This window comes from Pseudomonas sp. 21 (genome assembly GCF_000955805.1).
GTDB lineage: Bacteria > Pseudomonadota > Gammaproteobacteria > Pseudomonadales > Pseudomonadaceae > Pseudomonas.
Map to the genome: position 1 here is coordinate 43,235 of NZ_JYOA01000013.1, position 13,249 is coordinate 56,483.

Below are 13,249 nucleotides of genomic sequence, written 5' to 3' on the forward strand. Positions count from 1 at the left end.
TCGCGCCCATGGGGCGCTCCTACAGGGTGCGCGGATATCGATGGGTATCGCTGCGCTCCACACCATCCTACGTTCTTGCGCCACCCTGATCCCCGTGTGAGCGGAAACGCCGCTCGCGGGCAGGGCCCGCTCCTACAGGGAAACGATGTATCGCGCCTGCCCGCTCGCGAACAAGGCATCCGCAGACGTCGGTTTTAAAGATCGCTCAGCTCGGCCGGCGGCTCGTCGATCAGCGGGCAATTGTCGCAGTTTCCGATGGCGCCCAGTCGGTAGCGAATGCAGCACGTCCGGCGTTGCCGCCAGAGCCCGTCCGGGCGCTGCGCGCAGGACACCTCGACATACTGGATCGGCTTGAACAGCGGATTGCGCGTGCCGTCCGGACGGCGCTCGGTCTCCAGCAGCTCGCGGCCGTGGCCCAGCATCGGGGCCAGCGGCGGCAGCTTGCCCATCTCGCCGATGAACCACTCGAAGTAGTTGCCGGCGTTGCTCCACAACACCTTGGGCGACAGGCGCGCCTCGGTGGCGAGGCTCTGGATGAAGGGTTGCAGGTGGCCTTCCAGCAAATGGGCGAAGCGCTGGAACGGGTCGCCCGGCGGCGCGGCGAAAGGCCCGCCCTCCCCTGGCAGCTTGAACGCCTGGGGAATGCCCTGGGCGTCCAGCACCACTTCAACGTCATCGAACGCCAGCGGCAGCGTGCGACCGAGCACGAGCGCGGCAGCCACCACCGGCGGAATGAGGCGTACCAGGTACCACTTGGACCACTGCGAAGCCAGCGCGCGCCGGTCGCCCTCGGCATGGGGCGGGTCGAAGCGGCGCAGCACGCTGTCGAGCATCTCCCGTTCCAGCAACGCGCGGACCGGTATCGAGGGGCGCGGATCCTCGCGGGTCACCAGCACCTCGCGATAACTGGCGAACTCGCCGAAATACAGCGGCGCCAGGGCTGCGATCACCGGCAGCCCTCACTCATGCAGGGAACCTCTGTCAGCACAGGGCGCAGCGCTCGAAGAAGGTTTCCCGGCTCTGCACCATCAGCGCGGCGCGCTTGTGCGGGAAGTTGAACTCCTTCTCGCGCCAGAAGCCCAGGCGCTGCATGTGGCCGATCATCTTCGCGTTGTCGGCGCGCGGCTCGGCGACGATGCGCTGGGTGCGCGGGTCGTCCAGCAGCAGGTAGTGCACCAGCGCGGTCATCCAGCTTTCCACCTTGTGCGGGCCGCGATGGGATTCCTCGCCCACCAGCATATGGATGCCCCGGTCGTAATCGCCGACTTCGTAGAACGGTGCGATGCGGTCTTCCTTGGCCCAGTAGGCTTCGTAGTAGGCGAAAGGCTCGTCATCGATGCAGCCAATCAGCGTGGTGGTGTGCGGGTCGGCGGCAGCTTTCTCCAGGTAGGCACGGTGCTGCTCCAGGGTGCCGCCTTCCTGCCAGAACTCCAGCACGCGCGGGCTGTTCTGCCAGCGGTTGAAACGCTCCAGGTCCAGCTCGATGTCCAGGGTGCGCAGGGAAATCCATTGGCCCAGCTTGGCATCGAAGCGGCGATAGACCTCGCCCTGCGGCTTGGGCCCACGCAGCGGATGACGGCGGCCACTGCTCATGCGATAGACCTGCGGGTAATCGGCACTGGCGATGCCCTTGTGCCAGGCAGCAGGCAGTTGCCAGAAGGCGGCGCGCTCGATCTGCAGGCGTCCGCCGACTTCATCGCGGCTCACCAGGCCTTTTTCGAGCGCTTCGGCGGGCAAGTTGGCGGCGGCGAACTGCACCCGCTCGCTCTGCGCATCGCCAGCGAAGGTCCAGTAGGCCAGCGCCCACAGCGCCTCCAGGGTCGGCGCGGAACTCAGCTGCCAGCACTCGCCTTCGCGCTGCGCACTCAGCAGCGGCTGGCCGTCGAGCAGCAGGGTCAGGCCTTGGGTGCCGTGGTCGGCGGAGAGCTTGCGGCCATCAGGCAGCGGCAGCGAGAAACTGGGCGTCATGGTGGGTTCCCTTTCGTGAATGCAACGACCCCGCCCGTATGACGAGCAGGGTCGGCAGAAATTTAGTCAGCCCGGAAATCGCTTCCGGGCCGGCGGATCACGCGCTTTCCGCGGTCAGCGGGCGCGTCGGCTTGTGCGCGGCCTCGTGCGGTGGCAGGTGTTCGAACATCGACGCGGCGATTTCCTGCGCGCGCATCGGCAGCACCGATAGCAACGTGTCGCTCAGGCCATGGCTGTCCTGGGTGAAGCCCTGCAGGTAGATGCCGGCATGTAGGCGCTCGTCGGCCAGCACGCGGTAGTCCCGGCCCACTTCGAAGTCGCCCAGGTAGTCCTGCAGCGGTGCGAGCAGTTCGCGGTGCGATTTGCGCTCGTAGCCGGTGGCGAGGATCACCGCGTCATAGCGGTGGGTTTCCACCGCGTCGGTGGCGCTGTCGCGCAGGGTCAGCTCGATGCCGTCGGCGTCGGCCTTGGCGGCTTCTACATTGCGGCGGCAGAGGAAGGCATGGCGGTCCACGCCGGCCACTTTCTGGCGGTAGAAGATGCCGTAGATGCGCTCGATCAGATCCAGGTCCACCACCGAGTAGTTGGTGTTGTGGAACTCCTGGATCAGCTTCTCGCGCTCGGCCTTGGGCTCGTTGAACACCAGGTCGGTGTAGCGCGGGGCGAAGATTTCGTTGACGAAGGGGCTGTCGTCTGCCGGCTTGAGCACGGCCGCGCGCAGGACCATGTCGACTTGCACCGAGGGGAAGCTGTCGTTCAGGTCGATGAAGGCTTCCGCCGCGCTCTGCCCGCCGCCGATTACCGCGATGCGCATCGGCTCGTTCTGGTTGCAGCGCTGTTTGGCCATGCATTCCAGGTAACGGGCGTGGTGAAACACACGCGGGTCGTCACGCAGGTGGCTGAAGGCCGACGGGAAGCGCGGCGTGCCGCCGGTGCTCACCACCACGCTGCGCGCCAGGCGGAAGCGCTCATGGCCGCGGGCGTCGGTGGACAGCACCTTGACCAGCTCGACGCCGTCCGGGCCCTGCACCGGCTCCACGCGGCTGACCGTCTCGCCGCAGACGCGCTGCTCAGCGAACTGGTCGCTGACCCAGCGCAGGTAGTCGTTGTACTCCATGCGGCACGGGTAGAAGGTGCCCAGGTTGGTGAAGTCGATCAGCCGGCCCATCGCGTGCAGGTAATTGACGAAGCTGTACGGGCTGGTGGGGTTGCGCAGGGTCACCAGGTCCTTGAGGAAGGAAATCTGCAGCTCGCTCTGCGCCACCAGGGTGTTGCCGTGCCAGCGGTAATCCGCCTGCTTGTCGAGGAACAGCGCATGGTAGTGGCGACCCTCGCGTCGCGCCTGCTCCTGCAGGGCGATCGCCAGCGCCAGGTTGGAGGGGCCGAAACCGATGCCGAGCACGTCGTAGGTCGGGGTGATCATCTGGGTCATGGTGCCAATGTCCTGTGTCGCGATGGCCGTGGGGCTTGACCGCGCAGGAGTCGGCGGCTTACTGCTCTGCCCGGAGCGCCCCGCCATCCGGCGGTCGGCGCTCGCTCCTGCGTGTCGCCCATGATTTGCGCTGTCGATAGCGCGTTATCTGGAGAGACGAGACAGGCCTCGGGAAATTTAGAATGATTCTCACTAAGTCATGGAAATTTCAGAATGACGGCGGGCATGAAGTGCAGGAAATCACGCGCGGGCCGCGTGGGACTAAATCCCGGCGCAGGCCGTACGTCTGTGTATGTAAATGTGGAAGGACAAGATCGGTAATGTGCCGTGCGGTTCGCGAGNAAGCTCGCTCCTACAAAGAGCGGCCAGGCTCTCCCTGTAGGAGCGAGCTTGCTCGCGAACCAAAGGCGATAGGCAGCGACCGGTATCAGCCCTGCCCGCTCCAGGCCTTGAGCCGCAGCCGGCAATGCTTCATCGCGTTGACAATGTGCTTTTCCACCATGTCGCGGGAAATGCCCATGGTTTCGGCGATCTCGACGTGGCTGCAGCCTTCGACCTTGCGCAGCACGAAGGCGCGGCGACAGTTTTCGGGCAGCTCGCCAAGGGCACGCTGGAGCAATTGCAGCTGCTGCTGCCGGCTGGCTTCTTCCTGCGGGCAGCGTTCGTCGAGGCAGCCTTCGCGGTCGAGGGTTTCCAGCTCTTCGGTGCGGCGCACGCGGCCGCGTCGGTGCAGGTCGATGCTGAGATTGACCGCCGTGCGATAGAGAAATGCGCGGGGTTGTTCGATATGCTCGTCACCCTTGCGGTCGAGCAGGCGCAGGAAGGCCTCCTGGGTCAGATCGGCAGCCGCCTGGCGGTCGCCAAGGCTGCGATTGAGGTACAGGACCAGTTCCTTGTAATACCGGATGAACGCGCTTTCCACCCCGTCGGGCATCCTATGAAAACAGTCGAGGCTGCAGGCGCCTGCTGACAGTCCGAGTCAGGCTTATTTATAATCACTCGCATCAAGACGAAAAGAAAGTGTGATATCGGCCGCAAACGGCCTTACCGAGATTCCCGATGACCAGCTCCCCCTCCCCGCTCGACGATGACCGCATCAGCGCCGAAGCCGCGCACTGGTGCGCGCGTCTGCACGACGAAGCGTGCAGCGATGCCGAGCGCGCCGAGTTCGCGCAATGGCTCGCGCTCGATGCGCGGCATGAGGTCGAGTACCAGGCGATGCTGGACATCTGGCAACTCTCGGAACTGCTGCCGCCGACTCCGCGAGTCGCACCCATGCCGATAGCACCGACACCGTTGGGAGGCGCCCGCCCGCGCAGCACTCGCCGTCCACGCAGTGGCAAGCGCATCGCCGCCGTGGCCGCTGGGGTGCTGGTGGCCATGGGCGCGGTGTGGTCGGCAGGCTGGTCAGCCGGCTGGCTGCCCTCGAAGGTCGGCTACTACGCCGCGCAGCCTGGCGCACGCGAGGTGGAACTGGCCGACGGCTCGACAGTCGAGCTCAACAGCAACTCGCAACTGTTCTTCGCCGACTTCCGCGACCGCCGCAGTGCCTGGCTGAAAAGCGGCGGCGAGGCGTATTTCCGGGTGACCCACGACACCCTGCAGCCCTTCTCCGTCTACACCGACAATGGCAGCGTGCGGGTCACCGGTACGCGCTTCAACGTCTGGACCGACCCGCACCAGATGCTGGTCACCCTGCTCGAAGGCTCGGTGGTGGTCAGCCCGCCCGACAGCGTCGATGGCAACAGCGCCCAGCTCACGCCGGGCATGCAGGCGCGCTACAGCCAGGGCAGCCAGCGCATCGAGCTTGCCCAGGTCGCCCCCGCCGGCGCCATCGCCTGGATCGAAGGCAAGCTGGTGATCGATGACCTGACCCTGCAATCGGCCATCCCGCTGATCAACCGCTATCTCAAGCAGCCGGTGTTCCTCGACGACGCCACGGTCGCCGCCATGCGCATCGGCGGCATCTACCGCACGGACGACCTGCAGGCGCTGGTGGATTCGCTGCCCAAGGTCCTGCCGCTGGAACTGCGCAAGGACAACCAGGGCCGCACGGTTCTCGCCAGCCGCTACGTACAGCTCTGATACTCGCCACGCGGGCAGGCCGGGTAGCGGCGTGCCGTGCGGGTTCGCGAGCAAGCTCGCTCCTACAAAAAAACCCAAGGTCCGGGCAGAACATGGCTGGCGCACGGCTATCCGTGGGCGAAGCGTGCAACTGTAGGAGCGAGCTTGCTCGCGAACTCCAACGAGACGGAATCCGCAGGACTCCAACACCTGGCGCCCGCTCCTGAACGAGGCCGCGACCAAGCGCCCCACCCTACGCGCCCTTCCTACTTGCGAAAGTTTCGCAAATTCTCTTCAGTTTTCTTCCTGCTCGTTCGTCTTGATAGGAACGATTCGGATTTGCCGATGATTTCCTGATTCGCGCGCCGTCTCGTCCCGTTGTGCGGCCTGCCCTCTGGCAGGCCGGGGCCAGGAAAAGACGATGCCAACACCCGCTCCAAGCGCCCTGCGCGAAATGCTCAAACTGCTGCGACCGCACTGGCTGCCGCTGACCGCCGCCACCCTGCTGGGGATTCTCGGCGGCTCGGCCATCACCGCGCTGCTCGCCACCATCAACTACAGCCTGCACTCCCAGGGCGGCATGCCCGCCGGCCTACTGCTGGGTTTCGCCGGGCTGTGCGCACTGGCGCTGCTGGGCTCGATCATTTCCGACATGGGCACCAACTACGTCGGCCAGCACGTGATCGCACGGCTGCGCAAGGACCTGGGCAGCAAGATCATTTCCGCGCCCATCGAGCAGATCGAGCGCTACCGCAGCCATCGGCTGATCCCGGTGCTGACCCACGACATCGACACCATCAGCGACTTCGCCTTCGCCTTCGCGCCACTGGCGGTGGCCCTGACCACCACACTCGGCTGCCTGGGCTACCTGGCCTGGCTGTCGCCGCCGATGTTCCTCGCCACCGCTATCGCCATCGTCGTCGGCAGCGCCGTGCAGTACGTCGCGCGGGCCAAGGGCATCAAGGGGTTCTTCGAGGCACGGGACAAGGAAGACGAGCTGCAGAAGCACTACCGCGCCATCGCCGAGGGCGCCAAGGAGCTGCGCATCAGCCGTCCGCGCCGCTTCCAGCACTACAGCGAGCGCCTGCAGGGCACCGCCGACGAGATCTGCGACATCCAGCTGCGCTCGATCAACCTGTTCAACGTCGCCAAGGGCTTCGGTTCCACGCTGTTCTTCATCGTCATCGGTGTGGCGCTGGCCTACCAGTCGCTGTGGCCGAGCACCGACCAGGCGACGCTGTCCGGCTTCATCCTGGTCCTGCTGTATATGAAAGGCCCGCTGGAAGGGCTGATCGGCCAGTTGCCGGTGGTGACCCGCGCCCAGGTCGCGTTCCGCCGCATCGCCGAGTTGTCGGTGCGCTTCTCCTCGCCGGAGCCGAACCTGCTGCTGGCGGAAGACGGCCGCCAGCCGCTGGAGTTCCAGTCCATCGAGCTGCGCGACCTGGCCTACCACTACCCCAGCGACGACGGCACCCGTGGCTTCGGCGTCGGCCCGCTGAACCTCAAGGTCAGCCGTGGCGAAATCCTCTTCATCGCCGGCGAGAACGGTTGTGGCAAGACGACCCTGATCAAGCTGCTGCTCGGCCTCTACGCCCCGCGTAGCGGCGAGCTGCTGCTCAACGGCGCGGCGGTCGGCGACGCCAGCCGCGACGACTACCGGCAGCTGTTCACCACCATCTTCGCCGACTACTTCCTCTTCGAGGACCTGCTCAAGGGCAGCCAGGACATCCCGGCCGAAGCCGGCCGCTACCTGGAGCGCCTGGAGATCGCCCACAAGGTCAGCCTTGAGGGCCAGGAGTTCTCCACCACCGATCTCTCCACCGGCCAGCGCAAGCGCCTGGCGCTGGTGCAGGCCTGGCTGGAGAAACGCCCGGTGCTGGTGTTCGACGAATGGGCCGCGGACCAGGACCCGGAATTCCGCCGCATCTTCTACACCGAGCTGCTGCCCGAGCTGCGCGCCCAAGGCAAGACGCTGATCGTGATCTCCCACGACGACCGCTATTTCGAGGTCGCCGACCGCCTGCTGCGCATGAGCGCCGGGCAGATCGTGGAGATACAGGACCATCGCGCCGCGGCGCCGCGGGGCGGTTCCGGCATGGCGATGCATTGACGGCCGGCGGCCCGGATGGCCGCCCTTTCCAGCGAGCCGTCACTCAGCAACAAAAAGATCGAACGGATTTTTCCGGTTTTTTCCAGCCGGCGCGTCACATAAAGCTGAATCATTCTTATTAGAAACTGCATTAAGATCATAGGAGCTAAACAAGTGAGTCGCACCCGCACTGCGCTGCAACCCCGGCACAAGGTGAAGCCCCTGGCGCGCCTGGTCCGCGCCACCGCCCTGGGAATGGTCCTGGCGGCTTCCGCCGTCGAGGCCGCCCCGGTTCGCATCGACATCCCGGCCCAGTCCCTGGCTTCCGCCCTCACCAGCCTGGGCGCGCAGTCGAACCTGCAGATCGTCTTCAACCAGAGCCAGGTGCAGAACCTGCGCGCCCCCGGCGTGCGCGGCGAGATGGAGCCCGCCCAGGCGCTGGAGCGCCTGCTGCAGGGCACCGGCATCAAGTACCAGGTGGAAGGCAGCCGCGTGACCCTGCTGGGCGCCGACTCCGCCAGCGGCGACACCCTGAACATGTCCGCCCAGGTCATCACCGGCACCGTCGAAGGCGAAGACAGCTACGTGCCGCGCACCTCCAACAGCGGCAGCAAGACCGACACCCCGCTGCTGGAAATCCCCCAGTCGATCTCGGTGATCACCCGCAAGCAGATGGACGCCCAGGGCGCCCAGACCGTGACCGAAGCGCTGCGCTACGTGCCCGGCGTCAAGGTGGAAGCCTATGGCCTGGACCCGAAAGGCTTCGACTGGATGTACATCCGTGGCTTCAACGCCCAGGCCACCAGCGACTACCTCAACGGCCTGCGTCAGCAGAACAACAGCTACGCCTTCTTTCGCAGCGAGCCCTATGCCTTCGAGCGCATCGACGTGGTCCGTGGTCCGTCCTCGAGCCTGTTCGGCCTGGGCGACGCTGGCGGCATCGTCAACCGCGTGAGCAAGAAGCCCACCGCCAACCACATCAACGAAGTCGAACTGACTGGCGGCAACCATGACCGCAAGCAGGGCCAGTTCGACCTCGGCGGCGCGCTGGACGACCAGAACCAGTTCCTCTACCGCGTGGTGGGCCTGGCCCGCGACGCCAACACCCAGGCCGAATACGACGACGGCCACGAGGTCGAGGACGACCGCTACTACATCGCCCCGTCCTTCACCTGGGCGCCGGACGAAGACACCAGCCTGACCGTCCTCACCGACTTCCTGCGGGACCGCAACTCCGGCTCGATCTTCGACTACAGCGTCAACGGCCACCCCACCGGCACCCTGCTCGGTGACCACAACTACAACCACTTCGACCAGGACCAGTACACCCTGGGCTACGAGTTTCGCCATCGCCTCAACGACACCTGGGAATTCCGCCAGAACGCGCGTTATGGCCAGGTCGACCTGATCTTCGCCAACCTGCTGCCGCAGCTGCAGGTCGGTCGGAACATCATCCGCACCGCGGATCGCTTCGACCAGCACATGGACACCTTCAACCTGGACAACCAGCTGCAGGCCAACTTCGACACCGGCGCCTTCAAGCACACCCTGTTGATGGGCGCGGACTACAGCTGGCAGGACGCCAATATCGCCCGCTGGCGTACCCTGGGCCCGTCGCTGAACCTGGATAACCCGGTGTACGGCCAGAGCGTGCCGCGTCCGACCAAGGGCACCACCCTCGCCGGCCAGGCGATCGACTACGACCAGAACATCGAGCAGATCGGCGCCTACCTGCAGGACCAGGTCAAGTTCGACGATCACTGGATCCTCACCGCCGGCGGCCGCTACGACTATGTGCGCAATGACCTGGACAACCACGTCGGCGCCCACAGCATGCAGAAGGACAACGCCTTCACCGGCCGCGTCGGCCTGACCTACCTGACCGACTTCGGCCTGGCGCCCTACGTCAGCTATTCCGAGTCCTTCGTGCCCAACACCGGCATCAGCTCCGACGGCAGCGCCTTCAAGGCCAGCGAAGCCCACCAGTACGAAGCGGGCGTGAAGTTCCAGCCGGACGAAACCCTGCTGATCACCCTGGCCGCCTACGAGCTGACCAAGGAAAACATCCTCACCAACCAGCTCAACGCCAACGGCGTGCCCACCGGCTTCAGCGAGGCCACCGGCGAGCAGCGTTCGCGCGGCATCGAGGCCGAACTGAAAGCCAAGCTGGACCAGAACTGGGACCTGCTGGCCTCGTACACCTACACCAAGGCCAAGATCACCAAGAGCAACGACGCCAACGAGGGCAACCGCCCGGCCAACGTGCCCGAGCACATGGCCAACGGCTGGCTGAACTACACCTTCCACGAAGGCGCGGTCGACGGCCTCTCCATCGGCGGCGGCGTGCGCTACACCGGCTCGCTCTACGGCAACAACGCCAACACCTACCACGTCGACAACTACACCCTGTTCGACGCCGGCGTGAGCTACCCGCTGAACAAGAACGTGACCCTCTCGGTGAACGCGCAGAACCTGCTGGACGAGGAATACGCCGCCACCTGCGACAGCCCGATCTCCTGCTACCCGGGCCTGCGCCGCACCGTCATGACCAGCGTGAAGTACAGCTGGTAAGCCGGTCGATGGCGGCGGCCGCACCCGTCGCCATCCGCTTCGCCGGGCTCCCTGTTCGCAGGGAGCCCTTTGTTGTTTCAGAAGCCTGTTGTTTCAGAAGCCTGTCGTTTCAAGCGAGGAGTAGTGCATGTCCCTCACCCGTCGCCATCTGCTGCAGGGCCTCGCCATCGGCGGGCTGGCCTGCGCCTCCGGTCTGCCGGTTTTTGCCGGCGAGCGCCTGACGCGGATCGTCGCGCTCAACTGGGTGGCCGCCGAGACACTGCTGACCCTGGGTGTGCCGCCCCTGGCGATTTCCGACGACCGCTACTACCGGGTGCGCATGCCCACCCTGGCCTTGCCCGACAGCGTGCGTGACGTGGGCCCGTACTGGGAACCGAATCTCGAACTGATCCAGCAACTGCAACCGCAACTGATCCTCAGCGATCCGATGACCCCGACCTTGCAGCGACGACTCAACGGCATTGCGCCGACCGAAAAGGTCGCCATCTACCCCGCGCCCGAGGGCGCCTGGAAAGCCACTACCGACTTCATGAACGACCTGGCGCGGCGGCTGGGCGTCGAACAGGTCGCCGCCGATTACATCAGCGCGGGCGAGCAGCGCCTGGCCGAACTGCGCGCGAAGCTGGCGAACCGCGCGCTGCCGCCGGTATGCGTCGCCGTGCTCAACCAGGATGGCCGCCACGCGGCCGTCTACGGCAGGAACAGCATGGTGCAGGACGTGCTCGACCGCCTCGGCGTCGAGAATGCCTGGCAGGGACCGGTCGGCCCGGTGGGGCTGGCCATGGTCAGCATCGAGCGGCTGGCCGAGCGCCCGGACGCGCACCTGGTCTACGTCGACATCCCCACCACCTCCGCGCGTCTGCAGAGCCTGCGGCAGCCCAACGACCTCTGGGCCAACCTGCCCGCCGTGCGCCAGGGCCATACCCTGACACTGCAGCGCTTCTACCCCTACGCCGGCGCCGCTTCGGTGCTCGACCTCGCCGAACGCATCGCGGCCTACCTGGACAGCGCCACGGAGATCGCCCATGCCTGAATCGACCCTCGGCCTCGCGGCCCCGCGCAACGGCCTGCCGCTGGGTCCGGCGATCTGCACGCTGTTGCTGGCGATCCTCGCTGGCCTGCTGGTCTTCCATGGCCTGCAAGGCGCCCTGCCCCGCGACCTTTGGTGGCAGGCGCTGTGGTCGCCGGACCTGGACGATGTGCGCCAGGTGCTGCTGCACTTCAGCTTCTTCCCGCGCCTGGCGGTGAGCCTGATGGCCGGGGCCGCGCTGGCCCTGGCCGGCACGCTGTTCCAGCAGATTCTGCGCAACCCGCTGGCGGAGCCGGTGACCCTCGGTGTGTCCGCCGGCGCCAACCTCGCCCTGTCGGCCGCCACCATCTTCGCTCCCACCTTGCTCGTGCATGGCCTGGAAGCCGTCACCCTGGCCGGTGCGGCGCTGGCGACCTGTCTGCTGTTCGCCTTCGCCTGGGGCCGCACCCTGTCGCCGCTGCGCTTCATCCTCGCCGGCATGGTCATCAGCCTTTACTGCGTGTCGCTCAACGCCCTGCTGGTGCTGTTCAACCACGACTACCTGATCGACCTGCTGCTCTGGCAGGCCGGCTCGCTGAACCAGAGCGGCTGGGACGGTGCCCTTTACCTCGCCCCGCGCCTGGCGGTGGCCATGGTCATTGCCCTGCTGATGGTGCGTCCGCTGGCCGCGTTGGGCCTGGAAGACGAAGGCGCGGCGGCGGTGGGCGTCAACCTGCGCCGCACCCGCGTGCTCGGTCTCGCCGTGGCCGTGGCGCTGAGCGCGTTCGTCACCAGCGCCGTGGGCATGCTGGCTTTCGTCGGCCTTGCCGCGCCAGCCATTGCCCGGCTATGCGGCGCGCGCACGCTCAAACAGCGGTTGATCTGGGCACCATTGCTGGGGGCTGCGCTGCTCTGCGTGGTCGACCAGATCGCCCGCGAACTGTCGCGCTTCGCCGGGGAAATTCCCGCAGGCATCCTCACCGGCATTTTCAGCGTGCCACTGCTGCTGTGGCTGCTCAGCCGTCAGCGCAGCGGCGGCATCGTCCCGCGCCCGGCGCCGGCCAGGCCGCAGCGGGAGTATCCGTGGCGGCTGATCATCGGCATGGCCATCCTGCTCGCCTTGCTGACGCTGCCGGCGATCTATTTCGCGGTAGACGCCAACGGCTGGCACTGGGGCGACGCCGGGCTCAGCGACGCCATCGCGCAATGGCGCCTGCCGCGCGTGCTCGGCTCGCTCGCCGCCGGTGCCATGCTCGCCGTGGCGGGCCTGCTGGTGCAGCGCCTGACCGGCAACCCCATGGCCAGCCCGGAAGTCCTCGGCGCCACGTCCGGCGCGGCCATCGCCGTGCTGGTGCTGTTCCTGGTGATGCCGCAGCCGCAGGCCTACATGGTGCCGGCTGCCAGCATCGGCGCGCTGCTGACCCTCGGCCTGCTGCTGTGGTTCGCCTGGCGCAAGACCTTCAACGCCGAGCGGCTGCTGTTGACCGGCGTGTGCCTGACCACCTTGCTGCACTCGCTGAGCACCCTGCTGCTGGCCAGCGGCGACCCGCGCATGACGGCGATGATGAGCTGGATGACCGGATCGACCTATCAGGTGGATGTAACGTCCGCGAGCACCGGCCTGGTCGTCGGAGCGCTGATGATCGGCATCAGCCTGCTGCTGGCTCGCCCGCTGGACCTGCTGACCCTGGGCAACGGCACCGCCACCGCGCTGGGCTTGCGGTTGCGGGGGGCTCACCTGGCAATCCTGCTGACCGCTGCCGTGTTGACCGCTACCGCCACCATCATCGTCGGCCCACTGAGCTTCGTCGGCCTGATCGGCCCGCACATCGCCCGCCACCTGGGCGTACGCCGCGCCGCGCCGCAATTGCTGCTGAGCGCGCTGGCCGGAGCCTTGATCATGGTGGTGGCGGACTGGCTGGGGCGGAACATCGCCTATCCCTGGCCAGTCTCGGCGGGACTGCTGGCGGCGTTCATCGGCTGCCCGTACTTCCTCTGGCTGATGCATCGGGAGCGGCGCGGCTGACACGGGCGCGGTTGGTCACCGCGGACCTTGTCCGCCGTTCGCGGGCATGGCCCGCTCCTACAGGGGCTGGCATGTAGGAGCGGGCCATGC

The 13,249-nt window shown here is 66.6% G+C and carries 9 protein-coding genes; 5 read left to right on the top strand and 4 right to left on the bottom strand.

The features are described from left to right. Nucleotides 1–194 precede the first annotated feature (194 nt). The 4 genes from fhuF to UB43_RS26600 form a co-directional block, all read right to left on the bottom strand. Nucleotides 195–950: a siderophore-iron reductase FhuF gene (fhuF, locus tag UB43_RS26585; RefSeq protein ID WP_045217432.1), complete on the bottom strand. Its 756-nt coding sequence runs from the start codon at nt 948–950 to the stop codon at nt 195–197. Nucleotides 951–981: 31 nt separating this feature from the next. After that, nucleotides 982–1,968, bottom strand: coding sequence for a GNAT family N-acetyltransferase (locus UB43_RS26590; protein WP_045217434.1), 987 nt, complete (start codon nt 1,966–1,968; stop codon nt 982–984). Nucleotides 1,969–2,065: 97 nt separating this feature from the next. After that, nucleotides 2,066–3,400 (bottom strand): lysine N(6)-hydroxylase/L-ornithine N(5)-oxygenase family protein, encoded by a 1,335-nt coding sequence (locus UB43_RS26595; RefSeq protein ID WP_045217436.1) that lies wholly within the window; start codon nt 3,398–3,400, stop codon nt 2,066–2,068. Nucleotides 3,401–3,827: 427 nt separating this feature from the next. Next, nucleotides 3,828–4,334, bottom strand: a complete 507-nt coding sequence (locus UB43_RS26600) for a sigma-70 family RNA polymerase sigma factor (protein WP_045217438.1) — start codon at nt 4,332–4,334, stop codon at nt 3,828–3,830. 125 nt (nt 4,335–4,459) lie between these two features. Here UB43_RS26600 and UB43_RS26605 point away from each other — a divergent pair, with 125 nt between their 5' ends. The 5 genes from UB43_RS26605 to fhuB all read left to right on the top strand — a co-directional run bounded on the left by UB43_RS26605 (nt 4,460) and on the right by fhuB (nt 13,159). Next, nucleotides 4,460–5,485, top strand: a complete 1,026-nt coding sequence (locus UB43_RS26605) for a FecR family protein (protein ID WP_045217440.1) — start codon at nt 4,460–4,462, stop codon at nt 5,483–5,485. A gap of 400 nt (nt 5,486–5,885) precedes the next feature. Next, nucleotides 5,886–7,574: a cyclic peptide export ABC transporter gene (locus UB43_RS26610; RefSeq protein ID WP_045217442.1), complete on the top strand. Its 1,689-nt coding sequence runs from the start codon at nt 5,886–5,888 to the stop codon at nt 7,572–7,574. Nucleotides 7,575–7,727: 153 nt separating this feature from the next. Beyond that, entirely contained in the window at nt 7,728–10,124 is a 2,397-nt protein-coding gene (locus tag UB43_RS26615; protein WP_045217445.1) for a TonB-dependent siderophore receptor, read from the top strand. A gap of 127 nt (nt 10,125–10,251) precedes the next feature. Further along, a complete protein-coding gene (locus UB43_RS26620) occupies nt 10,252–11,157 on the top strand; it encodes an ABC transporter substrate-binding protein (protein ID WP_052969614.1) in 906 nt (301 codons plus the stop codon). Further along, a complete protein-coding gene (fhuB, locus tag UB43_RS26625; protein ID WP_045217447.1) occupies nt 11,150–13,159 on the top strand; it encodes a Fe(3+)-hydroxamate ABC transporter permease FhuB in 2,010 nt (669 codons plus the stop codon). Before UB43_RS26620 ends, fhuB begins: the two co-directional genes overlap by 8 nt. The last annotated feature ends 90 nt before the right edge of the window (nt 13,160–13,249 follow it).

Coding starts and splice junctions, on each gene's coding strand:
- UB43_RS26590 (WP_045217434.1), bottom strand. CDS start 1,968: ATGACGCCCAGTTTCTCGCTGCCGCTGCCTGATGGCCGCAAGCTCTCC.
- UB43_RS26595 (WP_045217436.1), bottom strand. CDS start 3,400: ATGACCCAGATGATCACCCCGACCTACGACGTGCTCGGCATCGGTTTC.
- UB43_RS26600 (WP_045217438.1), bottom strand. CDS start 4,334: ATGCCCGACGGGGTGGAAAGCGCGTTCATCCGGTATTACAAGGAACTG.
- UB43_RS26605 (WP_045217440.1), top strand. CDS start 4,460: ATGACCAGCTCCCCCTCCCCGCTCGACGATGACCGCATCAGCGCCGAA.
- UB43_RS26610 (WP_045217442.1), top strand. CDS start 5,886: ATGCCAACACCCGCTCCAAGCGCCCTGCGCGAAATGCTCAAACTGCTG.
- UB43_RS26620 (WP_052969614.1), top strand. CDS start 10,252: ATGTCCCTCACCCGTCGCCATCTGCTGCAGGGCCTCGCCATCGGCGGG.
- fhuB (WP_045217447.1), top strand. CDS start 11,150: ATGCCTGAATCGACCCTCGGCCTCGCGGCCCCGCGCAACGGCCTGCCG.